Genomic DNA, 26,876 nt, shown 5'->3' on the forward strand with positions numbered 1-26,876 from the left:
GTTAAGAAGTGGGTCCGGCTCCAATCGAAACGATTACGAAAGGCTCGTGGGAATGCGCTCTCTTCACGACCTACGCCTTGAGCTTGTCGTTTTTCGAGGCTCATCTCCTGCGTCGCGGATTGAAGCAGAACGGTTGTCGCGAAATCTGGGTCGCGGCGGACATCGACGGTTACGCCCAAAGTTTGGCGGAGCGCCAAGCCTTAAGCGTAGGCCAAGATTATCGCTTGGTGCCAATCTCCCTGCGTAACGGAGTCTTTCACCCAAAGTGTGTCTATCTGCACGGTGCCGATGGCGACGTGTTGATAGTCGGTAGCGGCAATCTGACTTTTGGCGGCTATGGAAAGAACGTCGAAGTGGCTGAGGTTTTTCATTCAAAGGAGCACCCGGCAATTTTCGTTCAGTTCGCAGACTTCTTACGCGCCCTGAAAAAGCGCAGTGATCTATTCTGTCCGGATGACGCCTGGATCAGTCTGTTCGCGAATCACGCGGATCGTTCCGGCGTAGGTGCCCCGGCCGGAGCGAGCGTGCGATTGGTGCATTGCGTGGAGGCCCCGGTTGATGAACAACTCGTCGCGGCCGTCGCCCGGACTGCCGTTGAGGAATTACGAGTTCTCTCGCCTTACTACGATGCGGACGCTGGCGCCGTTCGTCTTCTAACAGCCCGGCTGGGCTCGCGGAAAACGACCATCGGCTTACTCGCCGGACAGGAGGAGCAATCTGCATATCCCTTCAAGCGGTCCGCCAACCAAGTCTCCGCGGCGCTTGTCGTAGTGGATGAACCCGCTCGTAGGCTTCACGCAAAATGGATTGAGATCGAGGTGGCGGATAAAGGGGGCGTGACGCTTACGGGCAGTATCAACGCGACGACCCAATCGCTTTGCACGACGAAGAACATCGAGCTGGGTGTCCTTCGCACCGGCGAGGCGCCTACCTGGCTGCGGTGGACGAAAACCAAAATACCAGCTCGGCATGTCATTCATGAACGAAGCCTGCCCGGCATCGGGAGCCGTTTCATGCTACATGCAAAGATTCTCGAATTGGGCGTGCTCCGTGCGACCGTCCTGCCCGCGCCGAAATCGGAGGGCACGTGGCGGGTGACCCTATCTCAGGTGAACGGCGACTCGATTTCCTTTTCGGCCGAAGTCGATGCGTCGGGAGTCTTCGAGATCCGATTGGAGAAAACGGAAGGTTTTGATTTTGCCAGCGGCCTCCAGCTGTCGATTGAGCGGAATGACGAATCCGCACGTGCGTGGGTGCAAAACGAGTGGCTGCTAGAATTGGCGCGAGCACGGAACGTCCCAACGGGTTCCATTCTGCGCTTTCTTCGCGGGGAGTCGGCGGAGGACGACGATCTTTCCGTCCTGGAGTTCCTTTCGTCGTGTCTCGACGACTTGCCTTCTGCTCGTGTCGAGGCGACGGCGCCGACCAAAACCGCTGAACATGAGCCCACGAAAGAACAACGGATTGCCATCGAAGAACTCGCGCCTCACGCCACTGCATCGATCGCAGCTAACCTCCCAGGGGATAGAAAAGAAAATCGAATTCAACAATTGCTGCAGCGACTGCTAGGCAGGTTTGAATTCGATCTCGCGAAATCCAGCGAGGCCCATGCCGGCGCGGACGCAGCATCGGATGGAGATTCGGAAGAGTCGACCGACGATGGCTCCCCCGACGACAAGCGTTCATCGGCCCGATTTGAGCGCGCCATAGACCGATTCCGCGGATTCGTTCGCGAACGCATCCAAGCATTGGCGGGATCATCGAAGGCGCGTGGCCTATGTAATGTCTGGTTTGTGGTGGAGACTCTTTTTCGGTCGCGCCAGCAGGACAGTGCAATGGACATGCGCGGCTTCTTGCGCCACTGGCTAATCGAAACCGCGCGGACCTGTCGTCTGGCGCGAGCGACGGACATTCTTGATGAACGCGTTTTCGCGATAACAGGCGTTCTGGCCGCAATTGCGATCCATGAAAAGAACGAGTCGGAACTCGTGGGCATTCACGAAGCCCTGGAAGATTATGGAATTTCGGCGGTGCCAAGCGCGATTCGTTGCCGCGAGGTCGCTGTTTCATCGCTGCTCCCAACTGCGCCGGATATTTTAACTGCCTTCGCGCGAGTGCTGGGCGCTCCCACGCGGAGATCAGAAGCGAAGGCCGTTTACGATGCAGTGAAGTCGCGGCAGCCGTTTGCGAAGAACATGGCGTTGCTCCAAACGAGCGATGGTCGGCAACTCGCCGAAATTCGCCGTTCTGGCTCTTCGCCGAAAGTGCGCGAACTGCAACGGGGAGCCAGTGTGTGTCCCATGTGCTACAAAGGATTTTCCCGACAGTTTCAGGTGAGCCTAGAGCGGTTGCGCTTCGCACAATGCGTCCCGTGTGAAACGTTTTATTTCGATTTGGACCACATTTCGCGATGATCACCGCTACACCAAGCGTCCCATTGTCCGCCGGGCCATTCATCGTTCCGCCCTTTGAACGGGAAAGTGGCGGGGTCGATTTTCTCGGCCTTCGGCAGGTGAATCTTGACCTGATGGCTGAATGTTTTCCCGGGATAAATAACACGACCCAGCATATCAGGCCTTTCAGCGTCTTGAGCTGGGTGCATTGGCGCTTTCACGCGGAACTCGCGCGCAGCGGCGCGAGGGAGGCTTCCTCGAAAGAGATTACTCTATTTCAAGAGAAGGCCGAAGTCCTGTTCACGTGGGGCCATCAACTCGCTGGCATTGGGATTCCCGGGCGATTATCAAAATGCCCGGAGAGCAGCGCTGGATGGGTCGAACTAAGCTTCAAAGCGTGGCAGCGCAGTCCTCGGAACACGAGTCTCCAGGCACCGGTGCAATATGGACCCGCGATGAAAAGTCGTTTTGGTCTGGGCTTCGCCGAACCCGTCGCCGATGGACTCTACAGCGTGACCGAAAGCGGCGAAGGACTGGCCGAAGCATTGGATGGAAGGCTACAACGAACGAGTGCCTACGATCTGATTTGTGACCTATCCCCTCGCAAAGGACGACGCGCGGACGCCGAGGCGTTGTTTCCCGCTTGGCGTGTTGATGCACCATCGAAGGCAGAGGCGAAAATATTCTTACCGGCGTATTTCGACGACACCGATTTTGAGAACGGTTCTTCCATTGCGGTCCGCAGTGGGACGATCCAAGCAGTTCGCGAGGTGCTACGAGCGGCAGGACGCGGGATGACGGAAGACGCCATCCGATCATCGCTCGCCTATCGCCGTCTACCGTCCGGGCGAAAGATAACGTTGTCTCACGCGCCTGCACTGAACGCTCACAAATGGTTTATTCTACAGGTGAGGCAGGCTCAGCGTGCGGCACTTGAAGGACTGCTAGCTTGGTTGGAATGGCGGATGGGATCGCTCCCTCGAATCGAAATGGTTCGGGCGGAACTTGTAAGAATCGTCGGCCGAGAAGGGAAAATCACCTGTAAGGAAACGCTCGCTCGATTCATTGAATCGACCGGCGATATGGATCGATATCTTACCCTCGCAGCCAAGGGAGGTCCCGACTGCATTTTCGACCTCGTGACACGTCTGTTCGATTCAATCGACGAGGACGTCAATCAAGCGGTGCCAATCGCTGGTAGATTGTTGCTCGTCACGAGCGCTCTTACGAACTGGCTGTTACTCGGAGATCAATCACAGCCCTTCCTTAACAAAGGCGGCGCCGAGCGAGTCTCGCTCACCCACCAGCTCCGGCATTTCACCAGTCGCGGCGATCTCGCCTTCGGGGAATGGCTTTGCGAAGTGGTCGAGACATGGGTCATCGGTCAGCACTTGAAGTTCGCGACTTATCGTTTCGATGGTGGCACCCAGCGGCTGAGATTCACTTTCGACGAAGATGGTCTGGAGTTTTTGGCAGAAAAACCATCGTTTCCCATCTTGTCCCGCGATCACCTAGCGGCCGCGCTTTCGCTGATGGCCGAGTGCGGCTTAGTAAAATTTGACCTCACAGAAGGAGCATTTAGCGCATAGCGGAGCTCAAAGGAGACGGACTACTGGACTTCGTGGTCCATGACGGGAGTTTAGGAATAAGTGATATGGTCTCGAAGAGAATCGATACTGTCAGTCGACACTATGTCGCCTTAGTTTACATGACCACGCGAGTAGATGTTGACTGTGTGATTGCTAGGCTACATTTCTGACCTCATTCGACAGAAAAATGTCAACTCAGTTAACATTTTTGGAGATTAGATCGCTGTTGGGTCTCGATCAGACCGAGATGGCGAAGCGCTTAAACATAAGCCGTCCCTATCTGTCGGAAATTGAGAACGAGCATCGCCAGCCTTCGGACGCGCTAGTGCAGAAACTATCTCTCCTGAAAGAAGCAGCGGAGGCTACCGCTCGGCCCGAGGTTCGAGCGAAACGCCAGGCAATTGGCCAGGGTGTTCCCGTTATTTCGTGGGCGCGCGCGGGGGCCGCTACTTCCTACGAAGCGATGCCATTCGATTGGCAAGAGGTCATTCCTTCGGATTGCCCGGATGAGGAAGCCTTCGGTCTGATTTTAGACGGTGACTCCATGGAGCCGAAATATTCCGCCGGCGATGTGGTTATCCTCATGCCCCAACGGCAGCCGCGGTCCAATCAACTCGTAGCGGCAAAAATTCGCGACCAAGGCGTCGTGTTCAAAATGCTCAATATCCTAACGTCACCACGACGGTTCAGACTGAGCAGCTACAATTCGGATTTGTATCACCCATTCGAACATCGCGAAAACGCTTTCGAGTGGATCTATCCCGCCTACGAAGTCCGTCGTCGTGTTTGGCACTAAAATTATTTCTCTCAAAAACATCAATCAACTCCTCCTATGACCCCGATCAATCCCTCCGGCCTTTGGAAAAAGCGCTTAGGCGACTGGGTGATCAATCCCTATGTCGGCTGCGAACACGGCTGCTATCACTGCTACTGTCCGGCGATGCCAGGCGTTAAGTTCAACAATGACGGACACCGGCAACGTGACTGGGGGAAGTATCTTCTGCCGAAGCACGGCATCGTGGAGGCGCTACGCGAACAACTCCGCAATTTCACGCCGGATAAGGCGAAAAAGACCGAATGGGGTGACGGATGGGTGCTGATGTCGTTTCTAACGGACTGTTACACTCCAAGTGAAGCGAAGTTCAAGTTGACGCGGCAGTGCCTGCAACTGCTGCTCGAAGCTGGACACAAAGTGCGACTGCAAACTCGGTCCGCACTGGTCGAACGTGATTTCGACCTGCTCGTCGCACACAAGAAGCAAGTTCTGCTCGGCACGTCCTTGCCGTATCTCGACGACGCATTGGCGCGAGCACTAGAGCCGCGAGCGACCGCGCCCACTCGGCGATTGAAGATGCTGCAAAAAGCATTCGACCGTGGGCTCGAAGTGTATGTCTGCGTCGCTCCGTTCATGCCGTTTCACGATGAGGTGGTGATGGAAGAGGTGCTTCAATCGATCGAACCGTTGCATCCGCGTGAGATTTTCTGCGAGGTTCTCAATCCTAAGGGCGACAATATTGCCATGATGCGCGAGGCGCTGGCCGTGAAATTTCCAGCCGAAGCCGAGCGCATGACCAATTACTCGCCTGAGTCCTGGGCAAAATTCACGTGGCAGGTGCTGTCCATCGGACTGAAGAAGAACAACCGCTTCATTCCGTGGCCGGACACTCAACGCTTCTGGAAAACGCATCTCAATTCCAAGCAAACGAAGTTTCTCGACGCCTATCTGCCTTCAAAATCTATGCGCGAGGAAGCGCTTTCCGCCTAAATTAGCGGGCGCGTTGCTCCATGGATTTCCACACATTACCGAGTGCCGACCCAACCCCTTGGACAGGTCCGGTGTCCGCTCAGGATGGCCTACCGCTGCGCGACAGTGGTAGTTGGATCGAAGAGAAGCATAGAGCGTTGGTGTATTTTGCGGAGATGTTTGCGACGGGCATGAAGCCCTCGGAGTATAAGCGCGGATGGCCTCACCGCGTTTACTTAGAGTTGTTTTCCGGACCTGGAATCTGCCACGTCCGTGATACTGGCGCGGAAACTCCTGGCTCGCCGCTGCAGGTCATCGACCACGAGTTTACACGGTTCATTTTCGTCGACATCGCCACACCCGCTGCGTCCGCTTTAGCCCAGCGATTGTCGAAGCATCTCAATTCGGACAAAGTTGAAATCTGGAACGGCGATTGCGCCGAAGCAATCGACCGACTGGTGATCCCATCCGGCGCCCTCACATTTGCATTCATCGATCCAACCGGGATCGCCCATGCCCCGTTCGAGCTTATTAGGAAGCTGCGGCAGAAAACGCGGTGCGACCTACTGATCAATATTCAGCATGCAATGGGCATTAAGATGAACATGCACCAATACAAGCCCGATGCCGACAGCGACTGTGCGTTAACCCGATTCTTGGGTGACGAAACGTGGAAGCCCATACTGGGACCTTCTCCACAAACTTTTTTTGCCAACTATCTGGAGCTTTATCGGCAGAAGCTGGCTTCAGTTGGCTTAGGGTATTCAAAGAATCATGTCACCGTGAACATGAACAAGCGTCTCCCGCTTTATCTGCTACTCTACGCCTCCGGCCATCCTCTCGGCCAAGAGTTTTGGGACAAAGCAGTCGCTGGCTCCGATCCGCAGACGGGATTCAATTTTTGAGTCCTTTATGACGGCCCATGCCTGCAAAACCGGCTGTTGCAGGCGGCTGAGAAAACTGTCAGGCTTCTATCTCATGCTGCCCCGAGATTCAGCAGGTACATGAGCAAAAAGTCCGACCACAAGCGATTCTATTGGGAGCATTGGCAGTCGGGCCAGCTGCCCGAGCTCGAGGACCACAGCGAGAAGAAACTAGATTTGCTGCGCGACTACCTCGTCTTGTATCTCCAAATAGTTCTGAAGAATTCCGCCGGCAAAGAAGTCCAGGAGATCACTTTGATCGATGGTTTTGCGGGCGGTGGGCTTTATCAGGGGAAGAAGCTCGGCTCTCCCATCACGATTTTGAAGGCCGTGGAGGAAGCAGATTTTCTGGTAAATCAAGATCGCGAGAAACCGACGCGCATCGTCCCAATTTGTTATTTCATCGAGAAGGACGCAGATGCATTTGCCTGCCTTGACGCGACCCTGAAAGCTTACGGTTACGGCGACCGAATTGGAAAAACCATCCACTTGCGCAAGGCCGACTTCATGGCGTGCGCTCCAGAAATCATCGGTGACATCAACGCCCGGCATAAACGCGGTGGCAATCGAACCATCTTCTTCCTCGATCAATGCGGTTGGACCGAAATTTCTGCCGATACCATCCGCACCCTCGCTCAAAAGCTCAACCACCGCCCGGAATTCATCATCAATTTTGCGATTTCCTGGCTCACCGACTTCCTGTCGGACAAAACGCAGGGCGCGATCGAGAAGTCGCTGCACGCCCTAGGACTCGACGGCTTCGTGGACATTCCTGCGATGATGAAGCTGAGAATGGATCTGGGAGGGCATTGGGAGCACGCGGTTGAGTCCCACATTGGCGAAGGATTCCACAAGGCGACAGGCATCGCGTATTTCTCTCCATTCTACATAGAGCCCAAAGGAAATCATCGCGGATATTGGCTGTTGCACTTGGCGCAAAGCGCCCGGGCCCGCTCAGCGATGACCGAAATCCACTGGAGCAAGGCGAACCGTTCCAAACACTACGGCTACCTCGGATACGACATGCTCTCCTTCAAGCCGAGCTTGGACCAAACCCAGTTTATCGCGGGCATGTCGTTTGATGAAGAGTGTCAAAAGCGGTGTGAGGAGACACTTTCCAACGACTTCGCACGGCTCCTGAGCGACAGCCACAAAGCGGGAATCATATTCCGAGATTTCATCGATCAAACAAGCAACAAGGTCATGGCCACATCACCGATGGTGCATAAGGTCATGTGGCAGCTTTGTCAGACGCACGACTTCGAGGTGATCTGTCCGTCGGGGCGAGAAAAGCGCACCGATCGATTCGCCGACGACGATGTAATTCGACCGAGGAATCAACTCATACTGACTGGCTGGGACTTGGCCCCGGCCCAGCGGAAAATGCGAGTGTCCGGACAGTGAGGAGGCCGCCTTCCTGTCCAGTAAGAGTGAAGGTCATACGGCGCATCGGTTGGCGAGTGGTCGCGAGCCAGGACAAGATCAATTGGGTTTTCGGCGTAAGGCCTTCTGGCGGGGGGACGAATAGAAGGCCGCTCGCCGTGAGACGATCATGCACTCGGTGGGTGTGTAACTCGCCCAAGGTTCCAGCGACCAGATCAGGTAACGAAGTAAGGTCTTCGGTATCGAGGGTCCCGTTGTCCAAGAGTGTGGTGCCGCAGCGGAGGTGCCCCAGTGGATGCGGGACGTAGGCGGAACAGACTCGCGCGAACGTTCTTGTGAGAAGCGTCAATCGCTCGGGATTCGGAGCTATTTCGTCCTGATCGGAAATCCAAAGGAGGTTTTGGTAGGGCGAAGATAGGCCACCGATGAACACGGAGAGAAGATGGCACACCCGCAACATGCGCTCCAGCACCTGACGTTTAACCGCACCGTAGACGGGCTCATCCCTCTGCAGTTGATCGACAGGGCCGAGGGGGCCCAGAGTTTTCTCGACTAACACGGTGGCGAGGAAACCAGGCATCTCCTGAAACATTCGCAGCCAAGGCACCAGTGCCCGGGCTTTTACTCCATCTTCCAATCCCTTGAATGACATTCGACGATGCGACATGCCCAAGCCTAGGCGCACCGCCTCCCTGATCGGTTGCCATCTGGCAAACGCATCGGGCTGAACGAGCAGAAATGAATAGGCATCAAACGAAGCGCCAGCGTGCGACCCGGAATAGTCGGAAAATGCCAGCAATGGCTGCGAAGGATCAAAGTCTGGCAAGAGATCGGGGTGACCGTCCGTTTGTTCGCGGATTTGCTGGTTGAGCAATCCAAGGAGGCCGAGCCCTTCGTCTGGAAGCCCCTTCCATCGAGGCGCTCCGCGACCCGTTTCTGCACTACGCTGCAATTGGATTTTCTGCTCTTCAACAATCGGACCAAACATCGGTCTGCCTGCATCCGTGTGCCGAAAAGCTATCGGCGCGAGTGGCGGCCGGAGGAAAACTCGACCGCAGCCCACTACGGGTTCCAATCGTGGTGCATGCTGTCCAAATACTGCGAAATGGTTTCCGTTTAGCGGATGAAGAACGATCGCGTCGATGGTGCCCGCCGCGGTAAGTTCAACGAGATCGCGCACTAACTCTGACCTCGGCGGATGGCCTAGGATGAAATGAACAACGCGCGACACATTCGGCCTAGGCGAATTAAATCTTCCGGCTATTTCGCGGAGTCCGGTTTTGAGAAGCTGACCTTCCCAATCGCCGCCGGGCCGCTCCAAAAAAATCTCTACGCTGAGTTGCACTTCAATTTCTTCGATTTTCAGCGTCCAATCCGTCGGGCCGCGACAATCGTCGACACGATGTCCCGGTGTTACCGACTTAAAAGCCCACCCACCCAAAGCAAGTATCCGCAAAATGGTGTGCAGATGATCCGTATGCAGCGCACGTTTGGTGCCCGGGGTCAGCTCCGGTAGGCGACGAAGAATTACGTTCGCTTCGAGTAGATCAGCCACAAGACCGACAACAAAGCTACTCGCTTGATCGGGCTCGGGTTCTAATCGATACCCCAAAACTTTTCGATACGGACGTCCCAAAGTTTCGGCAATCGCCCGGCTAAGGGGCAGAGGCGCGATGGTCAGTTTCTGGCCCCATAAAGCGCAAAGTTCGCTTAGTTCGCGTTCGAGCCGAGTGACCTCATGGACCTTGGCATCGAGCGTTTCGCGAATCAGTGCAATGCGCTCATCAGACGTTTGTCGTTCGGGAAAGTTAGGCAGCATTGGGTCATTCACCTTCTCTACTGCATGCTCAATTATCTCCGTGGACGACCCCTTCTAGCAACGACAACCGGCTCGGAGGGTCTCGCCGCCACTGGGGCTTGCGCCGGTTGAAAGTTTCCCGAACGCGACAAGTCATTGCAAACGTCACCACAGTGATGAAAATCTGTGGCCGCGTTTCCAGTGAGTTTGTGAAGAAGCGCCGTGAAAGTCGGTGCTCTGCGAAGCCGAGTCGTATCCGGTGTTTTTTGAATGATCCTGACGGCGTCAGTATGGTCACGATAGACTCCTCGGCGGCATTCTGAAAAACATGCATTCAATAATGCCTTGGGATCGAGGTGGCTTTCCGGATTCGTCACTCGTCGGAAAGTATAAGGACGTGTAGGTCGTGACAGGTGAGCGCTGACCGCCCGGTCGTCAGCGATGACCCACGTCTCTAGCATGTGAGTAATGCAAAAAAGATCGACGCGGCTGTGAATGGAAAGTGCGGTAAGTTTTTCCTCCATGAGCGCGATTTCTTCTGCGCAGGTGAGAAGCTGTTGTTCCTCCTCCCAGGCAGGTTTCAAGTCCCACACGACAAAAACACGATCACAACGTTCGGCGTTCAATAGCTGTTCGGCGGCTTCGGCGCCGTTGTTCATTAGCAATTCCTTGCTCGCCATGCACGCGGGACGTGCCAACCGCGTGCCCGGCGTGAGGCGGCGCGCCAAGCAGGTCATGACTTTTTCATCTGCGCCTTCCCTCGCGCATTCGAGCACCAAGCCGAGTTTGTTAATCATGGCGCGGTGCCCCGATCACTCTCACCACGTTTGCTCATCGTTCCCATCGAATAGAGTGCGCCAGGGGCGAATTTCTTAGCCCATTCGACGAGCACTTTGTCTTCCGCTGGGCGCTTAAACGTGGGCGCACCAGACGCTGGGTCACGTTCAACGAGCAACAAGTGCGAAAGAGTAAGTTGGTCGAGAAGATATGGGGAATGAGTGGTAACGATGACCTGAGTCTGGCCACTTTCTACCGCCGAACGGATTTCGCTGATCAGCATTCCAATGGTGCGCGGGTCCAATCCATTTTCGATTTCGTCTACAACAAGCAATTTTGGCGCGCGGGTTGGATGCCGGAGGGCGGCGAGCAACGCGAGGATGCGAAGCGTTCCTGTGGAAAGCATCCAGCTTGGAAGGTCGAAATCACCTTGGGACGAGCCTTCCTTGAACTTCATGAATACCCGTTTCTCTATAATATCCTCTAAGATTGTCGGCTCCAAGTTGCGGGCGTAGGGCAGAACGATGCGAATGGTATCGAGTAGGTCGTAGAAGGCGTCGGCGTCAGCCTGAAAAAAATCCAAGAGATACTCTGCCAGATTGCTTCCCGTCTTGGTTAGCGGGCGGCCCAGGCCCTGCAATGAACGCTTTTTAGGGCCGCCCATCATCGCGGGCTCAAGACTTAGAAATGCCCATGCGTTGAATGGAATGTGGCCGTCTCGCCCCAAAATAGATTCGCTTGAATCGAGCGCCGCTAGTGTCAGCTTCGGGTCTCTATCCTTGCCCGGTTGCTCGACAAGGTCGTTGCCTTGGCGCGTTCTGTAAAACGTGCGCGGCCTCGACAACGTTTCACTTTTGAAACCGACCTGTCCAAGTGATCGACTTTCGGATAATTCGCACGTTGCCGCGAAACTCTTGGCGCCATTGTGACCAGTTATAGAAAATGACATCGGTTGCGGAGCCCAAGCAGCCTTTGTATCCTGATTGCGCATCGCAGGCAGTTCGTGGGAAACCGCTTGATTCCAAATATGCTTGAAGCTGTGCCAGCCTTCTAAGGCGGGTTCAAGGCCGTGAAGGGCAACCGTCTTTAAGAATTCCAATCCCTCGATTACAGAACTTTTGCCGGACCCATTATTCCCAATGAACACCGTCAACGGACCTAAATTGATAACGCCTGAGTTTCGGACGGCTTTAAAATTGCGAAGCTGAACGGAAGCCAAAGGAAGATGTTTACCCTTGGTCATGACAGGACGCCGGTGCGGAGAAGCCGGGCATAAATCTGCTGGGTATTGAGGCGGACACTTTCCGGGACGAGGGGAAAAGTGGTCAGGATGTGGGCGAATTCCTCGGCCGTCAGTCCATAGAGTTGTGCGACCAGAGCATCCAATTCGGCGCGAATCTGCTGTCGATCAGCAGGCGAAGCTATCCCATGAGTCCGATGGTTTGCTTTGGGCCCAAAGACCTCTTTCAGCAATTCGTCAAATTTTGCAGAGGTTCCGATCAGGCGAGCGGCTCCCTCGACTAGAGGCCTGAACGCATCATTCGTAGCATCGATACGAGGGACTGAAAGTTGATAGACGTAGAAGAAGTTGACGTTCGCACTCACCCGCAGCCGGATTAAAAAATCCACAGCTAGGCTGTTCCATATCGCGCAGAGATAAAGTAACACGTCATTTCCAATCATCCGATTTCCGTCTTCATCAAAGACCCGGACGGTTTGGAAGTTTTCAGCGTGAAAACTGGGAGCAAGTATAGATGCGATCAGAGTGCGCTCATCTGACGACCGTGCAATTTTACGAATGCCTAGACGGTATGCCTGGTAGTCCAAGGATTGCCCGCCATCGGGAGTTCGTCCCAAGAGAGCCTTGCGGGCGGCTTTTTCATCGACCCAATAGCGGGGCGGAGAAAACTCGTCCGTAAATTGATGAACCATCTTTCCCTCGAAAAGTGGGCGCGAACCTTTGAGCGGACTTTGTTGGAAAAGGTGGCTGTCGTTTGTCATGTGGAACTCGCTCTGAAGGCGAACATTCCAAGAATCGTTCAGCTCTTCTCCCAAACGGGGAAAGCGGGACGTTTTAGCGACAATCGCGTAGTCCAAAGGTCCGCGAAACTCGACTATCGAGAGTGAGTCGGGAGAAAACTTTCTGATCTCTTCAATATCTAGCTCGATCTGGATCTCGGGATTGTGGAACAGGCTATAGAGGTCCTGTGCGCGCACCGCCTCACGGGGGTTGATGCGGAAGGCTGCGTGAAACTTCTTCGTAGGAATGCCCTTTCGAAATGTAAGCACGCAGATTTTGAAGGCGTGGTGGACGCCGTCGAAAAGGAACTTTTCATTCGCCAAGCCAAAAAGTGAAGTAATAGCGGTCTCTACGAACAGCATCTCTCGAAGCTGCTTACAGCCCAGGTCCGTGTAGATACCCGTCGGAATTACGATACCGCACAATCCTGCAGGCGAAAGCAGGCTGAGGCATTGCTCGAGAAAGAGTTTGTAAAGGTTAATGTCTGTTCCGACCTTCTTTCCATCGACCAAAGAGATTTGATTCCGAAATTGATCTGCACTCCGAAACCACGCGGACACGTGCGGGAAACGAGAAAGATATTCAAGCCAGGCATCACGGACTTTGGGATTTTGAAGTAGACGGCTTTGCTCTTCCTCGAACTCTTTAATCGTCATGTTATTGACGGTAACGAGTTCCGAGTAATCGTTGAAGAATTCCTTGGCTTGCGGTTTAAAAACCTCCCACGGCGGGTTTGTGATAATAGCGTCGAACCCCCCGCGATCATGCAATATTTCGTCGAATTCGTAGGCCCAATGGAAGGGATGTAGCGCGCGGATGTCGTCGAGTGTCAGCGGGCGCTTGGCAGGTTTACCTTCCTCGTTTTTTCGTGCATCCCAAGTCGCCTGTGCGAACTCAACACCATGCGCGACAAACGATTTAAGAAGCTGACGGTCCAGAACTAGCCGAGCTTTGATCTTGTGATCTTCAATCTCTTCCCGAAGTGAAGCTAAATCCTGTGTAAGAGAAGTAGATTCACGGTAAAGACGGACGAGGCGATTCTTCTCGCGGAGTAGTTCGGCATATTTCGCTTTGCTTTGTTCGCCGATGAATGCGGTGGCCTTTTGCTTTTCCGTTGGGGCTGTTTTTGATTCGACCGTAAAACCAAGCTCAGATTCGTGAGCCAGTATAGCACTTCCCTGATCACCTGAGGCGGTTCGAGTCTTGGCATCAAAGGCGCTGGCATCAACCTTAAGAAGACCGATGAGTGAATTGCCTGCGAGTAAGTTGAACTCGATGTTCGGAAGCGGTTCGAGTTGATCGCGTTTGTCGGCGGATGCGACCAGATTGAGAAACAGGCGAAGCTTCGCAATTTCTACAGCTTCTTCCATTATATCGACGCCGAATAAATTCTCAGTGATTATTCGTTTCTTTAACCAATAAACCGGCGGAGCTTTGTGCAATTTGCGCTCGTGCTCGATCCATTGCAGGACTGGTCGGTGATTAAGAGCCTCGCATCGACCGATCAGGCCGGTGGTGAGATTCAACAGCGTTTTCAGACACGCGACGATGAATGCTCCAGACCCGCAAGCTGGGTCGAGCAGAGAAAGCTTAGGTAGAGTCTCCTGTAAAAGGTGTTGGCAGAGGGGCCCATCAGCGTGAAGCAAGAGATCACCAACTGTTTCGAAGTTGCACGGCTTGACGCCCTTCGTGATCCCGGCGGCGTGGAGTTGTATCGCATTGCCGGTCCATCGGGAAGCCGCATCGAGCAAGAGCTGATGAACTGTCTGTTCGGTTAAGTAATCGGTAATCTCGGGACGGGTGTAATAGGCACCAAATTCCTTTTGATTAATGTATTTCTCAAAAATATACCCAAGAACGTCGGGATTGATCTCACGGTCGTCGCCGCCTGGAGTATCATTGAGTGACCAAGAGTAACGTCCGAAGAGTTCAAAGAGACCTGCGAATGCGGCGTCGGCGATTTTGATTCTTTGATAAGGTCCGGCGAAGAGCGCCTCACCTTCGAGGCGCGCTTCTATGCCATGAGGGAGAAAGAGTCCGCCATTCAGGTAAGGAATATCGCCGAGTTGAAGCGTTCCTATCTGGGCTCGTTTTTGGTCCGGCTTGGCGAACCCCTCGAAAAAGAGGTCGCGCAGAAAGTGAGAAAAAAACCGATTTTTCCCTGACTTTTGAGCGGCTGCGAACTGACGTGGAAGATATTGGCGGTCGCCGTCCGGTAATCGGGCGACATCTAGAAACCCTTTTACCTGCATGAACCAGATGAACATCAACCGATTCAGGAGCACGGACGCATACCAGCGACGTTCCCGAGCGTCGGTGATTCCGTGAATGTGTTCGAGAAATGCGGTATGTTGGGCCTGAAAATCGCGGAAGAAGGCTTTCGTGACCTGTTCGATATCGAGGGCCGCACGGACCCGATTGGCTGTCTCGGTGATCGGCAGATTGCCGTTTTCATCGAGTTCGGAGAGGTCAACAACGAGGGCAGAAAGTTTGCTAAGAAATAAATCGCCTGGCTGCCCCTTTAGGTAAGGGTGGCGACGAGGAAGGAATCGCGAGCCTTCACGTTTCCGCCAATACCACAGGGACTGCGTGCGGGCGCGATCAACGAAAATTACGAGTTTTTCAACCGCGTGAGCGTCAAGGGCCTTCCAGATTGTCGCCTGCGTTGCAGCGTCGGGAAGAGGCGTGACACGGTCCGCCGGAGTCACCTCGAAGACACGAAAGCCGGAGAGTTGGGCTATCTCATGAGACTGCCATAGGGTCTCGTTTTGGTCCTTGATAGAGACGCCCCGGCTTTGGGCAGGATTATTCCAACCCAGTTCTTCTATGAAGAGATCCGTGAAATTGAATTTTTGTAGCAGTTCGCGTGCAGCAATAGTGCGAAGGCGCGGCTGTTGGGATGCTGGAGCTGCCATGGGCGAAGTTAGAGCAGTGTGTCGATCGGCTGGGCCTGCGGAGTAACATCGAGGCGCAAGCCCAACGAGCAGAGAATGCGAGCTTCTTTAAGATCGTGGTCGTGAAGATTCGCGATGACCAAACGGTCGTCGCGGTGCAATGTGGTTACCAGGGCCGCAAGGTCATCATCAGAGATGCCAGTGCGGAGCTGACGGTTGAGTTTGTCCACGGCCTCGGTGGTGAGGGGGTGATCGTAGATCGCCTGAATAGCCGCGCGCACGGCATCCGTGAGAAAAAGATCTCCCTCACGGTGCCGGAGGAAATCTTGAAGGCGTTCATATGCGCGGTAGCGAGCACCGCGACGAGAACCGAGCTGCCCTGATTGCAAATCACGGCGTTCTTCGAGGACGAGTTTGGCTGCGGCCGCGACCAAGACGTGGTGGTCATCGCGTCTGGGCAGAGCTTGATTGTCGGCAGTGCAGGCAGCAGCGCGAAGAATACGAACGGGGGATTCGGACACCGCGTGGCCGTTTGGATCAATCCAAACGAGAGCGTCCGTGTCGTGCCGCGTGCGGATGTAGGTCAACACGCCCTCAGGCGTGTGCGCAGGGTGCGTGGGGTCCGGCGTATGGAATTTCGTTGAGAAGACGACATCGGGCAGCGACTCGACGGCCTTACGCATCGCTGGGTCTTCTTTGATCGCCTGTGCCCAGATTTCGTAGGCTTCGGACGTGAGATCGACTTCGTCGTCAGCGGGCTCATCAAGAATGCCAGACTGTTCGTTATAGAGACGGCGCAGAGCTTCGGCGTCGTCTGCCGTTTGATGTTCAAAAAAGGACTCGTCGGAGCCGACGACTTCAGCATTTTGCTGAAGCCGATTTTGCAGACGTTCCCGAAGTCGGATAATTGCTTCGACGCCCTCGGCAGGAAGGAATGAGTAGCAGATGATCGCGTCGGCCTGTTGTCCGATGCGATCCACACGGCCTGCACGTTGAACAAGACGGATGATAGCCCACGGCAGGTCGTAGTTAATCACGCGCGCCGCATCTTGAAGGTTCTGGCCTTCCGAGAGAACGTCGGTGGCGATCAGAATGCGGGTCTGACGCGAAGAGGGAAATTCGCTGAGCTTAGCATTGGATTCGGGCGAGAATTGCCACGCTTGACGGGCCGGGTCCGGAGAGTGGCCGGTAGCGCAATCGACGGCCTCGATACCGGCGGCTTTCAGCTCACGCTCTAAGTAATATGCCGTGTCTGCAAACTGAGTGAACAGTAGGAATTTTTGGTTGAGGTGTTCGTTGCCCACTAGATTTATTAGCGCCTGAAGCTTCTGATCGGCAGAGGGCGGGATGGCGCCCGTTCCTGCGAGCAGCCCGTGCAGGGCATCGGCGTCACGTCGCAGGGCGGTGGCTAGCGTCTTCCTGAAGACATCGGTGCGAAGCCAACGGTAACGGCGTCGTTGGTGATCCGATAGGAATTGGTAAAGGGCGGCGGCCTGTGCCTCGTAGTGCGTGGCATCCCAATCGGTGAATGCCGGCAGCTCGTCGGCTTCTTCACCTTCATCGTCTCCGCTATCGAACGTCAGCTCTCCCTCGCCCTCGTCGCCGAATCGAGTGTCTAGCGTGGTAGCGTCCGGCTGTCCGATGGGAAGGGGAAGATTGTTTTTGAGCGCGTGAAGAAAGAGATAATTTCGCAGGATGTGACGATGTAACGAGAGCAGGAACGCATGACCTGAACTTTCGAGGCGTTTAAACAGATTTGTTTTGCAGAAACCCATCAATCGCCGGCCCGCACGGGAGAGATCGTCGACAATTTTGATGTCGATCGCGGTGAGCCCCGGTGGAGGCGTGGGTTTCAAGTGTCCGCTCAGTCCGTAGCGGGGGAGTTCAAGACCTTCGATGATGCCAAGCACTTCGGGCCGGAGTAGACGCGCGCACGGATCATCTGGAGAAGTTGAGTCGCTGGCGAACGGGACCGTGCGCGGCACGCGCTGAGGGAAGTAGGCGCGAATTCCGTTGTTGAGCGTCAGGAATTTCCGCCCGTTGCGCTCATCCGTCTCGGCGTAGTTTTGGACGATAAAGGACCGGGTGCGTCGCACCAGGAAGAGACGCATTACCTCGCGCCAGTCGTCGGGCTGCTCACTTTTCTCGAAGGCTGCCAGCGAAGACAGTGGAACGTTCGGGTTCTGAAGGCTGAATTCGGTTTCGCCCACTATGCGAAGCATGGACTCCGGCCGGATGCCAAGGTCTGATTGTTCCGGTAGGAAGAGTCGTAGTTGATTGGCTAGGTCGAGATAAGTTTTATTATAGGGTGTCGCCGATAAGAGGACGACGCGACAATCGTTGCGTTCAAGATAGTCGCGAATCGCCTGATAAATACGGCCCTCACGATTCCGGAAGTTATGGGACTCGTCGATGACCACGAGGCGGTAGCGGGGAAGCTGTGCGAGTTCGCGCAGCGCTCGGGTCTGCGACATGACTTTAGGGGCACGAAGTCCAAACTGGTGGGCGTAGTTTTCCCACATCGTCACAAGATTTTTTGGAGCGAGAATCAGGCATTCCAGCATCTGGTCATCGCCCATTACACGAGCGATGGCACAGGCGACGCGGGTTTTGCCGAGACCTACCACGTCGCCCACCAAAACGCCGCCGCGTTTGTTGAGATGGCGGCAGGCGAGTTGCACGGCTTTGACCTGAAACGGTAGAAGCTCACCCGCGATATCATGGGGCACACGAAATTCTTTTATGCCATCGCGAGCATCTTGCGAAAGATGCCATGCGATCTTTAGATAGATATGATGTGGCGGGATAAGGCGCTCCCCTGCCCAGCTTTCTTCGATGATCGCAATTAGCTCCTCGGTGATATCGAGACAGCGGGTGTCCGCCCAACGATCTTCGAACCACCGATGGAGCTTGATGGCCGCGTCTTGTTCAAGAATGTCGACGTTTAGTTCTCCTTGAGCCCGCAGCCCGGACAGCGTCAGGTTGCTACTGCCGACATAGGCAAGTAGCGGCGTGAAGGTGTCCTTGCGGTGTGCGAGATAGAGCTTTGCATGCAGGGCATGGCGAAGGAACAACTTCACAACGAGACGCCCTTCGCGCAGCTGCCTCGCTAAGCGACGCAACCCTGCTTCATCATCGCCCGTCGGTATCCCGATGGTCAGTTGCTTCCGGAAATCCTGGGCGATCTGCCGACGCAGCTGCGCCACTCGCTTAGAGTCTACGCGTTCCTCGACAGGTTCAGTCGTGAACAGCGATGCCAGTTCCTCGCTGGGCAGTCGCTGCATGCCGACAAGTAAGCGACACGGCACATCCGGTCCGCCTGCGGTCCAATTTTGCACAACGTCATCAATCCGACTCCATCCCCGGAGGTTAAAGTAACCCACACAGAAGTCGCCGCGATAGGCCAGTTTGAGTGCATCACGGAGCCCGTTTGCCCGAGGATTCTCGAGAAAATGGGTATCGATGTTGTCAAAAATGGTGGGCATCGGCAGGAGTGAACAGGCAGCACTCGTGGAATCAGCCTAGCCTGCCTCCGGAAGTATCTGGGGCAACCTCAATTGAACCCGTTGCCCTTTCCCTTCGGCTCACCCTATCTGGCACCTCTAGCGCAAACTAGCCTGACGTTCTCCGCAAACTAACGGACTCACACAAGTTCGATATAGGCCGCGACGGAGGGATAACTTTTTTGAGTTACCAGAGGAAGCTCGGTCGCATACACTTTTAGGTTCAGATTCAGAAAATCCCAATACTCCTTGCCGTTGGCGAAGCTGGAACGCCCGATACATTTATAGACGGCCGAATCAGCGAGGGGGACTGATTTGCTTTTGGGAATGTAGGCCGTCCAACTCGTGGAATTTCGAGAATACGCTACCCGCAATTTTGGTCTTTGCGACGCGAGGCCCAAATCAAACTCTCGCACGGACCCGGCACCCAGCCGCAATTCTTTCTTGGAATATTTTTCTCCGAACAGGACCACCGCACAGGGCAGGGGACTGAGGTCCACAATCCGATTAAGGCACGCCTCAAGCGACACATCAAAATCCTCCTGCAAACGAAGGATTAAAGAACCGTCAATCGGCCGCACATTCATCCGTTCGGTGAAGTCGTCCCACGGCATCAGTAGTTCCGCCGCCCCAATATTGCACAGGCGCTCAAATTCCGCGTGCACGGGATCAAAGTCAGCCTTTTGGCCTCGTCGTCTTTCCATCTCATAACAGTCTGAAAAGAATGTATGAACGATTTCATGACAGATCGAAAACCGGATGCGCTGCCGCGGCGTGGCCGGGTTGTATTCCAACATCAGATCCAGGTTTGCATTCGGGAAGATCCGTGCGTCGGCACGAATATCTTCAACCGCCGGCTGCACGGTGATTCCCATCCAGCTCGCCAAGTGTTCGGGCTCAAAGGGAGGGCCGTGCCACAAGGCCGCCTTGGCTTCCTGCACTTTTGCCCGGGCCAACCGCCGGATCACCGCAACCGGATCGGTTGCCTGATGATCGGCTAGAAGCTTGAGAACTGATTTATGGCGCCAGACGCGAAGCGGTGGCGCCGGAGGGGTGTCATCCTTCGGGAGCATTTCGTTTGGCCCGTTGGCCGAACGAAAACTCAATGCTGCGATAGAGCCAAGCCCAGTCTTCTTTTGTTTTAGCGCCAGCACCAGTGCGGTGCTGTAACACGTAGAGCGCTTGGAGGGTATCTTGATTCAATGTATCTCCGCGCTCTTTGCATTCCTTCATATACTCTTCCAACCCGGGCTCGATCGACTCCGGCACAATTCTTCGGGCTTTGACGGTCTCCTTATCTAATAGAAGCGCGATCGTGACTCCGAGAGCCTTGGCGATCTTGCTCATCGTATCCAGCGACGGATTTGCGTCCTCACTGGTCTCTATCTGGTAGAGTAGGCCCTTGGAGAGAGAGGCCTTATCTGCGAGAGCCGGGAGTGTAAAACCCTGCTCGATACGGAGGCTCTTGATGCGATTTCCAACGGTGGTGGGCATAAGGGATTAATATAATACCGGTTCTTTTTGGCAAACCTAAAGACCATAGGGTTTTTTCTGTTTGACGGTTCAGTAAAAAGAACCATAAACGCATCAAACCTTTTACCTAGAACCAATCTAGCCGAGAATTCATGAAACTTCAGGTCGTTTCCATCCATAACCGAGGGAATTTTGAGAAGGAGTACGTTCTGCTCAAGGCGCTCGAAAGCTGTGACGTCGGTAGATACCTTCTCGCGGATACCAGCTATACGGCAGACGGTAAGGTTTCCAACAAGCTGCGACACGTTTTTTGGTTTCCCGACAAGGACGTTAAGAAAGGCGAGTTCGTGTCCGTATGGACAGGGCCGGGTAAGAATACGGTGGGGCAAACCGATTCGGGTGTGCCGGTGCATCGGTTCTTCTGGGGCCTCAAGTCGTCGGTTTGGAACGATGATGGTGACTGTGCGGCGTTGCTGGAAGTGAATACGTGGGAATTCAAACCAGCGAAGTGAAATCCAAAGGATAATGAATGCTTGGCAACTCAACTCGAACGAAATGTACGTCCTTCAAGGCGACGACTTGGTGCGTGATCTCATGCGCCAACTTCGCGTGCCAAATCTTTTCGCTGGCGCGGCTGAGTTCGACGAATTGCACGCTTTCGCAGCCTTCGACAACCACCCGACCCATTGGATTATCCTCCATCTTTGGAAGGGATTGCCCGCCTACTCTCCGAACCACCAAATTAGTCAATTGGTGCGTGATCCGGATCCCAATGGTCTCCTGTTCGAAGCTGTTCCCAAATCCACAGCTAATCGTGCGCGGATGGAAATACGCCTGGTGAAAGAGACGCAGGCGATGGGAGCAAACCAGGCATTCGTTTTTCAGCAATTACCATCACTCTCTGATAGAGCATGATGAGCATAGGAGTCCCTTGCTTAAACTCCATAGATTATCTTTCCCGATTTTTAATCCCTACCGAACATGAGTGATAATCCTAACTACCGCGGTCTTGGTGACCGCTCCCGTCTCGCCGGCCTTCAGGCCCACGAAGTCGATTACGCTGCCCGCGTCCTGCAAGGTGAGTTCACATATAAGACCCGCCAACAGATTGAAAACGCGATCCGCGAGTGCGCCGCCGAGCCCCGCTTTCACAACAACCGCGAAATGGTCATGAACTGCGCGCGGTTGAAACTGCGCAACAGTTGATTCTCAATCACGCACAACTTCGAGAGGTTTGGCGGCAAAAAAATATTCCCGTCATCTTTCGACGCGGAAAAGGCCAAGGCTTGATGGTGCGGTTGCCATACTCGCCCCAGAATCGAGTTTTTCTTCAAGGCATCCATCGCCACCATCCACGCTGGAACCACCAATTCCGTTGCTGGGAAGCGCCCCGGGCTTGGTTTAACGATCTCGTTACTCGGTTTCTCAACCGTTTCAACAAAGCATACGTCATCCAAGCATTCCGAGAAGAGCAGAAATGTGCTCCGGCCTGTTGGAATGCCGCGGGCCACGATTGCGAATGTTCGTGCATGGGCGAGAATCACGGCACCGGCAACCCGGTGGGTTGTTGGCACGTCGTTACCGAAACCTTCGCGGTCGAATGGAGTGAGCGAAAATATGCGTGCCGATTGATGGAAAGGAAAAATCCTGAACCGGATCCAACAACTCCGGCAGTTCTGCGCCTTGATCTGACGCGTGAAGCTGCGATGGCCACATGACTATGCGTGAACCGACATTTAAGCTTACCTCGACTGAGAAAACCCTCTTGGCGGAAGTTATCGCCCAAGGAGAAGGGTATGGTTCGGTGGGAAACAATGCACGGCGTTCAGCTGCCGTGCTCACGAAGTCGCTCCTCAAGCGTTCGGTGATTCCAGATGCGCGTTTGCGATATTTTACTGATCCCGAACTCAACATCGGCAGGTCTGCTTCCCGCCGACAGATGTTCGAGCGCAACGGTACGAGCGGCGATGCGATCTTGGGGCACCCGCATTTTCTCAAGTATCTTCGGTATTTTATCTTTGGCCCCGAATTACCCCCGCTTGTGGTTGAGACATTCAAGTCCACCTTGGGAAATGTAGATTACCTTTCCGGTAGTGATCTACCGAGGATTGCGGGTGTCGTGCGTGAATTGGTACGGAAGCACGAGTTAGAACCGAGCTCTGCCGCTGAGGAGTTTCACAAGCTCGCACTTGAACTCGGCATCGAACCGTTCCAAGCGCGATATTTCAGAGACGCCGCGCGCAAAGTGCGGTGCTGACCCTGACAACAAAGCGATCTCATGGCTAAAAAAGTATTCTTTAGTTTTCACTACCAGGACGTCATCGACTTTCGAGCGAACGTGGTCCGCAATCATTGGCTGACTAAGCCGGATCGCGAAGAGGCAGGATATTTCGACGAATCGCTCTGGGAAGCGACCAAGAAGACAGGTGTCGAGCAGCTCAAGGAGCTCATCAATTCCGGACTGGATGGAACATCGGTGACAGTCGTCCTAATCGGCTCCGACACTTACGCGCGACGGTGGGTGAAGTATGAGATCATGCGCAGCATGTTTCGCGGCAATCGACTTATCGGCGTACATATCAACGCAATCGCAGGGAAGGATCGCCAAACAAAGGCAGCAGGGGCCAATCCGTTTTCCCATTTAGGTTACACCTATAGCGTCGACGGCTGGGACCTTTCCTTGTGGGAACTGGTAAACGGGACTTGGGTTGCCTACCCAGACCATTCTGGCTATCGCCTGAAAACCCAGGCGCCTCTCGAAAAGCGTGGGAAAGGTTACGCGCTCACTGACTCCGCAACTAGCTACGATTGGGTAGCAAATAAAGGTTACGAAAATTTCTCTGATTGGGTTTCTTAATATGAGCACAGCATTCACACTATCTGAATTATCTCTCGCTTCCGGTCGTCGTCGCACGGTCAATGAATCGAGGGCCGCCGCCAGCCGCACGGCGTTTCTCTGCCATTCCCACAAGGATCGAGTGTACGCCATCGGTTTAAAAACGATCTTAGAAGAGCAGGGGGTTTCGCTCTATGTTGATTGGATTGACGATCCCATGCCGGATCGGCCGACCCGTGAAACTGCTGATCACATCCGCCGCAAGATCGGCGATAGTCACTTGTTTCTGTTTCTCGCTACCCCGAACTCGATGGCTTCGCGCTGGTGCCCGTGGGAACTGGGGATTGCTGATAGCAGGAAAGGCTTCGACCACATTGCGATCGTACCTACTCAAGACGGAACAACGTTTTACGGGAATGAATACCTGCTCCTCTATCGGCGACTAGAAATGGAGAGCGTTTACTCGTACGGAACGTTCACTAAGCGCGCGCAGCTTTTCTCGCCTAATTCCAGCACCGGTACGTATCTCTGATGTAGTATGGCTCGTCGCGTCTTTTTCTCTTTCCATTATAAGAACGACAATTGGCGGGTCAGCCAGATTCGCAATTCGTGGGTTACCAAGGATCATCTAGCCAATCAGTTCATGGACGCCGCCGCGTGGGAACAGGTGCAGCGAAAGGGAGACGCGAATGTAAAGGCATGGATTGACCGGCAATTGAAAGGAACGGGGGTTACAGTCGTGCTTATTGGTGCTGAAACCGCTTCGAGAAAGTTTGTGCACTACGAAATCGAGCAGAGCTTGAGGAAAGGGAATGCTCTGCTGGGGATATTTATCCACAAAATGAAAGACCGGCGCGGCCAAAAAGCCGAGCGTGGCCAAAACCCACTTGATGCCCACGAAATCGACGGTTCGTTGCCGTTCTTCGATCTCCTCTTCGGAAAAAGTAAAGCTTCGGACAAGTTTCGTTCCTATGATTGGGTAGACGACAATGGTTATGCTCACTTAAATTCATGGATCGAAGAAGCGGCGGTTATTGCCGGTCGTTAATCGAATGAACTTAGAAAAACCTGAATTTCTACGGCGGTACTCGGCTGAACTCGCAAACGGCAGTGCAGCACTTTTTGTCGCCGCTGGCCTCTCGATCCCGGCAGGTTTCGTTGATTGGAGAAAATTGCTCGCGGAAACCGCTCGCGACCTTCACCTCGAAATCGATCTCGAAACCGACCTGCTCGCCGTCGCGCAATACGAGGTCAACCGCAAAGGAAATCGCGATTCGTTGAACCAAGCAATTATTCAGTGGTTCGTGCGCGAAGGCATACTAACGGAGAATCATCGGCTGCTGGCACGCCTTCCTGTCGACACATTCTGGACGACCAATTACGATCGTCTGCTGGAACAGGGGCTAAAGGAGGCCAATCGGCGAACTGATGTTAAGGCTACCGTCGCAAGCCTCGCCCTCCATCCACTTGGCGTCGACGCTACTGTATATAAGATGCACGGAGATGCACACTCTCCGAACGACGCGACCCTGACGAAGGATGACTACGAGTGCTACGAGCTGCGCCACGGGGCTTTTGTCACCACCTTGCTCGGTCACTTGCTCTCGAAACGTTTCTTATTCATAGGTGCAAGTTTCACCGACCCGAACATCGAGTATACTTTTAATCGGCTGCGGCGCCTGCTCAGTCCCGATCTGAACCGTCAAGGGGCCATGCGCGATCACTATTGCATGCTTCGCCGCCCACAAGAAAACGATGTCAATAGCGGTTTGGCGATAGCGGAGCGAAGTCGCCAGCACCAGACCAATCTTGCTCGATTCAACCATCGAGTCGGAGACTTAAAGCGCTACGGTATTCAGACTCTGGTCCTCGATTCGTACGAAGAAATCACCACCATTCTCCAGGAGCTCCACGCGCGCACGAGACAGCAAAACGTGCTTATCTCAGGTTCATCGGCGCATCCCGATATACGTCTCCAGGCACTCGCGGAATTGCTCGGGCGACGCTTAATCGAAGAAGATTTCAATTTGGTTACAGGCCTTGGCCACGGCATTGGAGGTCCGCTTTTGGCTGGGGCTCATGCCGCCCTCGGTAACCCTTCTCACAAGCAAGCGATTGCTCGACTGAAATTATTTCCATTCCCCTATTGGCATTCGGCTAGCGCGGATCGAGCGACGTTATTCGAGGCCAACCGTCGGGAGATGGCAGCGCAATCCGGGGCCTCGATCATCTTGGCCGGGAATAAGTCTGACGGCGCAGGTCGAGTCGAAATTGCAGACGGAGTTCTGGCCGAGTTCGAGTTAGCCAAGGAGAATCGCCACGTGGTAATTCCCATCGGCGCCACAGGACATGCGGCTAGGAAAATCTGGCAGGAAATTGAGGCGAACCCTCGCCAGTTCCTTCCTCATGGATGTGAAGAAGTGCTCGCAATCTTGGGCAACGATAGTTCCACCGTAACGCAACTGTCCGACGCCGTTTTTGTTATTTTGCGTCGGTTGAAAGAAATGACTCGCTCGGGTCAGCCGATCTTGACGAACCGGTAGTCCAATACGCCCGACGCTCCCCAGCGAACTCGCACCTACCTGGAGTTAATCGAAGAACTTCGCCGGAATTGCGACGCTTGGCATAAGCTCGGTCATCGTGTGTCTCGGTCCAGATTCGATGGCTATGAGCGAGCGCTTATTCGCGCGCAGGCGGTGGCCGGAAATCGTGCGTTAGCGGCCAAGATACCGCGGGAAGAGGCTGATTATTTCTTTCAGATGCTTCCGGACATTCACGAATTCAACGACGTGTCCGATGCATTGCTCGATTCGAACAGCGCGGATCTTCGCGATCGCGTCAAAAAAATCTTTTCGGGTCCCGACATGGAGCGCGATGAGAAAGACGGATCGTCCGGTGCCTCACGCAACACGCTTTTCGAGCTACTGGTGGCGACCTTTTTGAAACAAGCCGGACTGCCGATTGACCTCACGGGAATCACAGATGTAGTCACAGAGTTCGAAGGCCGGGAATTTGTCATCGAGGCTAAACGGCCGCTGTCAAAAACGGGAATTCAAGGGTGTGTGAGGAATGCGCGATCCCAACTCGAGCGTAGGTTCGCCCACGGAAAAGGAGAGGATATCGGCGTGATCGCGCTCTCTTGCAGTCGCATTTTCACCGGTGGAACACTGGTGGGGCATGATCTCGATAAACAAGCGATTCATGAAATGCTGAAAACGTTCCACATAAACTTGGTTAACCAATACAAAGATGAATGGTTGCACTCCGGTGCAGTGGATTTGGTCCTGCTATACACCTCGATTGCCAGCTCGATGGAGCGACCAGAGTTCCAAGGCTACTTAACGGCTTCCGTGAATGGGCACTCAGAGCCCGTAACCATTGAAAGGGTCAGGCGATTTAATCAGTATTTTCAGCCCAAACTGGGAAACTTGGCGAGAAGCAGGCCTCTGCCGTAAAGATTCCGTAGCGGAACGATTTCATCTGTCGGCACAAAAATCCCGGACCGTATCCAGTCCGGGACTTCGCTTCAACTCGCTGCGCACA

General features: G+C 54.3%; 23 protein-coding genes. 15 read left to right on the forward strand and 8 right to left on the reverse strand.

Annotated features, from left to right (window positions below; genetic code table 11):
* Positions 1-77 precede the first annotated feature (77 nt).
* The 6 genes from ACRRQW_RS08440 to ACRRQW_RS08465 all read left to right on the forward strand — a co-directional run bounded on the left by ACRRQW_RS08440 (position 78) and on the right by ACRRQW_RS08465 (position 8,053).
* Positions 78-2,414, forward strand: a complete 2,337-nt coding sequence (locus ACRRQW_RS08440; RefSeq protein WP_438480842.1) for a hypothetical protein — start codon at positions 78-80, stop codon at positions 2,412-2,414.
* A complete protein-coding gene (locus ACRRQW_RS08445; RefSeq protein WP_438480843.1) occupies positions 2,411-3,982 on the forward strand; it encodes a hypothetical protein in 1,572 nt (523 codons plus the stop codon). The genes ACRRQW_RS08440 and ACRRQW_RS08445 overlap by 4 nt, the downstream gene beginning before the upstream one ends.
* A 187-nt stretch (positions 3,983-4,169) precedes the next feature.
* The gene (locus tag ACRRQW_RS08450) at positions 4,170-4,778 is read left to right on the forward strand and encodes a helix-turn-helix domain-containing protein (RefSeq protein ID WP_438480844.1); all 609 of its coding nucleotides are present in this window, start codon (positions 4,170-4,172) and stop codon (positions 4,776-4,778) included.
* A gap of 36 nt (positions 4,779-4,814) precedes the next feature.
* A complete protein-coding gene (locus tag ACRRQW_RS08455; protein ID WP_438480845.1) occupies positions 4,815-5,747 on the forward strand; it encodes an SPL family radical SAM protein in 933 nt (310 codons plus the stop codon).
* A 20-nt stretch (positions 5,748-5,767) separates the two neighbouring features.
* Positions 5,768-6,631 (forward strand): three-Cys-motif partner protein TcmP, encoded by an 864-nt coding sequence (gene tcmP, locus ACRRQW_RS08460; RefSeq protein WP_438480846.1) that lies wholly within the window; start codon positions 5,768-5,770, stop codon positions 6,629-6,631.
* A gap of 99 nt (positions 6,632-6,730) precedes the next feature.
* The gene (locus tag ACRRQW_RS08465) at positions 6,731-8,053 is read left to right on the forward strand and encodes a three-Cys-motif partner protein TcmP (RefSeq protein WP_438480847.1); all 1,323 of its coding nucleotides are present in this window, start codon (positions 6,731-6,733) and stop codon (positions 8,051-8,053) included.
* Here ACRRQW_RS08465 and ACRRQW_RS08470 read toward each other — a convergent pair.
* The 7 genes from ACRRQW_RS08470 to ACRRQW_RS08500 all read right to left on the reverse strand — a co-directional run bounded on the left by ACRRQW_RS08470 (position 7,992) and on the right by ACRRQW_RS08500 (position 20,518).
* The gene (locus ACRRQW_RS08470; RefSeq protein WP_438480848.1) at positions 7,992-9,851 is read right to left on the reverse strand and encodes a hypothetical protein; all 1,860 of its coding nucleotides are present in this window, start codon (positions 9,849-9,851) and stop codon (positions 7,992-7,994) included. The genes ACRRQW_RS08465 and ACRRQW_RS08470 overlap by 62 nt on opposite strands.
* A 32-nt stretch (positions 9,852-9,883) precedes the next feature.
* The gene (locus tag ACRRQW_RS08475; RefSeq protein ID WP_438480849.1) at positions 9,884-10,627 is read right to left on the reverse strand and encodes a hypothetical protein; all 744 of its coding nucleotides are present in this window, start codon (positions 10,625-10,627) and stop codon (positions 9,884-9,886) included.
* Complete coding sequence (locus ACRRQW_RS08480) at positions 10,624-11,850, reverse strand: AAA family ATPase (RefSeq protein WP_438480850.1); 1,227 nt, start codon at positions 11,848-11,850, stop codon at positions 10,624-10,626. Before ACRRQW_RS08480 ends, ACRRQW_RS08475 begins: the two co-directional genes overlap by 4 nt.
* The gene (locus ACRRQW_RS08485; RefSeq protein ID WP_438480851.1) at positions 11,847-15,542 is read right to left on the reverse strand and encodes an Eco57I restriction-modification methylase domain-containing protein; all 3,696 of its coding nucleotides are present in this window, start codon (positions 15,540-15,542) and stop codon (positions 11,847-11,849) included. The genes ACRRQW_RS08480 and ACRRQW_RS08485 overlap by 4 nt, the downstream gene beginning before the upstream one ends.
* An 8-nt stretch (positions 15,543-15,550) precedes the next feature.
* A complete protein-coding gene (locus tag ACRRQW_RS08490; protein ID WP_438480852.1) occupies positions 15,551-19,006 on the reverse strand; it encodes a helicase-related protein in 3,456 nt (1,151 codons plus the stop codon).
* A gap of 158 nt (positions 19,007-19,164) precedes the next feature.
* Complete coding sequence (locus tag ACRRQW_RS08495; RefSeq protein WP_438480853.1) at positions 19,165-20,097, reverse strand: ImmA/IrrE family metallo-endopeptidase; 933 nt, start codon at positions 20,095-20,097, stop codon at positions 19,165-19,167.
* Positions 20,081-20,518 (reverse strand): helix-turn-helix domain-containing protein, encoded by a 438-nt coding sequence (locus tag ACRRQW_RS08500; protein WP_438480854.1) that lies wholly within the window; start codon positions 20,516-20,518, stop codon positions 20,081-20,083. The genes ACRRQW_RS08495 and ACRRQW_RS08500 overlap by 17 nt, the downstream gene beginning before the upstream one ends.
* Positions 20,519-20,649: 131 nt before the next feature.
* On the opposite strand from ACRRQW_RS08500, the gene ACRRQW_RS08505 reads away from it, so the two are divergent.
* Both ACRRQW_RS08505 and ACRRQW_RS08510 read left to right on the forward strand, forming a co-directional pair.
* Positions 20,650-21,009 carry a hypothetical protein gene (locus tag ACRRQW_RS08505; RefSeq protein WP_438480855.1) on the forward strand — a complete coding sequence of 120 codons (360 nt, stop codon included), beginning with the start codon at positions 20,650-20,652 and terminating at the stop codon, positions 21,007-21,009.
* Positions 21,010-21,022: 13 nt separating this feature from the next.
* On the forward strand, positions 21,023-21,412 hold the full coding sequence (locus tag ACRRQW_RS08510; RefSeq protein ID WP_438480856.1) for a hypothetical protein: 390 nt from the start codon (positions 21,023-21,025) through the stop codon (positions 21,410-21,412).
* 233 nt (positions 21,413-21,645) lie between these two features.
* Here the strand turns inward: ACRRQW_RS08510 and ACRRQW_RS08515 are convergent, their stop codons facing one another.
* Entirely contained in the window at positions 21,646-22,008 is a 363-nt protein-coding gene (locus ACRRQW_RS08515; protein ID WP_438480857.1) for a hypothetical protein, read from the reverse strand.
* Between the two features lie 18 nt (positions 22,009-22,026).
* Between ACRRQW_RS08515 and ACRRQW_RS08520 the strand changes: the two genes are divergently transcribed.
* The 7 genes from ACRRQW_RS08520 to ACRRQW_RS08550 all read left to right on the forward strand — a co-directional run bounded on the left by ACRRQW_RS08520 (position 22,027) and on the right by ACRRQW_RS08550 (position 26,788).
* Positions 22,027-22,215 (forward strand): hypothetical protein, encoded by a 189-nt coding sequence (locus ACRRQW_RS08520; RefSeq protein ID WP_438480858.1) that lies wholly within the window; start codon positions 22,027-22,029, stop codon positions 22,213-22,215.
* Positions 22,212-22,754 carry a hypothetical protein gene (locus ACRRQW_RS08525; RefSeq protein ID WP_438480859.1) on the forward strand — a complete coding sequence of 181 codons (543 nt, stop codon included), beginning with the start codon at positions 22,212-22,214 and terminating at the stop codon, positions 22,752-22,754. The genes ACRRQW_RS08520 and ACRRQW_RS08525 overlap by 4 nt, the downstream gene beginning before the upstream one ends.
* Before the next feature lie 21 nt (positions 22,755-22,775).
* Positions 22,776-23,354, forward strand: a complete 579-nt coding sequence (locus tag ACRRQW_RS08530) for a TIR domain-containing protein (RefSeq protein ID WP_438480860.1) — start codon at positions 22,776-22,778, stop codon at positions 23,352-23,354.
* A gap of 1 nt (position 23,355) precedes the next feature.
* Positions 23,356-23,865: a toll/interleukin-1 receptor domain-containing protein gene (locus ACRRQW_RS08535; protein ID WP_438480861.1), complete on the forward strand. Its 510-nt coding sequence runs from the start codon at positions 23,356-23,358 to the stop codon at positions 23,863-23,865.
* Between the two features lie 6 nt (positions 23,866-23,871).
* Positions 23,872-24,381, forward strand: coding sequence for a TIR domain-containing protein (locus ACRRQW_RS08540; protein WP_438480862.1), 510 nt, complete (start codon positions 23,872-23,874; stop codon positions 24,379-24,381).
* A 4-nt stretch (positions 24,382-24,385) separates the two neighbouring features.
* Complete coding sequence (locus tag ACRRQW_RS08545) at positions 24,386-25,876, forward strand: SIR2 family protein (protein WP_438480863.1); 1,491 nt, start codon at positions 24,386-24,388, stop codon at positions 25,874-25,876.
* A 153-nt stretch (positions 25,877-26,029) separates the two neighbouring features.
* A complete protein-coding gene (locus ACRRQW_RS08550; RefSeq protein WP_438480864.1) occupies positions 26,030-26,788 on the forward strand; it encodes a hypothetical protein in 759 nt (252 codons plus the stop codon).
* The last annotated feature ends 88 nt before the right edge of the window (positions 26,789-26,876 follow it).

This window comes from Oleiharenicola lentus (assembly GCF_051660365.1).
Taxonomy (GTDB): domain Bacteria; phylum Verrucomicrobiota; class Verrucomicrobiia; order Opitutales; family Opitutaceae; genus Lacunisphaera; species Lacunisphaera lenta_A.

Coding starts and splice junctions, on each gene's coding strand:
- ACRRQW_RS08445 (WP_438480843.1), top strand. CDS start 2,411: ATGATCACCGCTACACCAAGCGTCCCATTGTCCGCCGGGCCATTCATC.
- ACRRQW_RS08450 (WP_438480844.1), top strand. CDS start 4,170: ATGTCAACTCAGTTAACATTTTTGGAGATTAGATCGCTGTTGGGTCTC.
- ACRRQW_RS08455 (WP_438480845.1), top strand. CDS start 4,815: ATGACCCCGATCAATCCCTCCGGCCTTTGGAAAAAGCGCTTAGGCGAC.
- tcmP (WP_438480846.1), top strand. CDS start 5,768: ATGGATTTCCACACATTACCGAGTGCCGACCCAACCCCTTGGACAGGT.
- ACRRQW_RS08465 (WP_438480847.1), top strand. CDS start 6,731: ATGAGCAAAAAGTCCGACCACAAGCGATTCTATTGGGAGCATTGGCAG.
- ACRRQW_RS08470 (WP_438480848.1), bottom strand. CDS start 9,851: ATGCTGCCTAACTTTCCCGAACGACAAACGTCTGATGAGCGCATTGCA.
- ACRRQW_RS08475 (WP_438480849.1), bottom strand. CDS start 10,627: ATGATTAACAAACTCGGCTTGGTGCTCGAATGCGCGAGGGAAGGCGCA.
- ACRRQW_RS08480 (WP_438480850.1), bottom strand. CDS start 11,850: ATGACCAAGGGTAAACATCTTCCTTTGGCTTCCGTTCAGCTTCGCAAT.
- ACRRQW_RS08485 (WP_438480851.1), bottom strand. CDS start 15,542: ATGGCAGCTCCAGCATCCCAACAGCCGCGCCTTCGCACTATTGCTGCA.
- ACRRQW_RS08490 (WP_438480852.1), bottom strand. CDS start 19,006: ATGCCCACCATTTTTGACAACATCGATACCCATTTTCTCGAGAATCCT.
- ACRRQW_RS08495 (WP_438480853.1), bottom strand. CDS start 20,097: ATGCTCCCGAAGGATGACACCCCTCCGGCGCCACCGCTTCGCGTCTGG.
- ACRRQW_RS08500 (WP_438480854.1), bottom strand. CDS start 20,518: ATGCCCACCACCGTTGGAAATCGCATCAAGAGCCTCCGTATCGAGCAG.
- ACRRQW_RS08505 (WP_438480855.1), top strand. CDS start 20,650: ATGAAACTTCAGGTCGTTTCCATCCATAACCGAGGGAATTTTGAGAAG.
- ACRRQW_RS08510 (WP_438480856.1), top strand. CDS start 21,023: ATGAATGCTTGGCAACTCAACTCGAACGAAATGTACGTCCTTCAAGGC.
- ACRRQW_RS08520 (WP_438480858.1), top strand. CDS start 22,027: ATGGGCGAGAATCACGGCACCGGCAACCCGGTGGGTTGTTGGCACGTC.
- ACRRQW_RS08525 (WP_438480859.1), top strand. CDS start 22,212: ATGACTATGCGTGAACCGACATTTAAGCTTACCTCGACTGAGAAAACC.
- ACRRQW_RS08530 (WP_438480860.1), top strand. CDS start 22,776: ATGGCTAAAAAAGTATTCTTTAGTTTTCACTACCAGGACGTCATCGAC.
- ACRRQW_RS08535 (WP_438480861.1), top strand. CDS start 23,356: ATGAGCACAGCATTCACACTATCTGAATTATCTCTCGCTTCCGGTCGT.
- ACRRQW_RS08540 (WP_438480862.1), top strand. CDS start 23,872: ATGGCTCGTCGCGTCTTTTTCTCTTTCCATTATAAGAACGACAATTGG.
- ACRRQW_RS08545 (WP_438480863.1), top strand. CDS start 24,386: ATGAACTTAGAAAAACCTGAATTTCTACGGCGGTACTCGGCTGAACTC.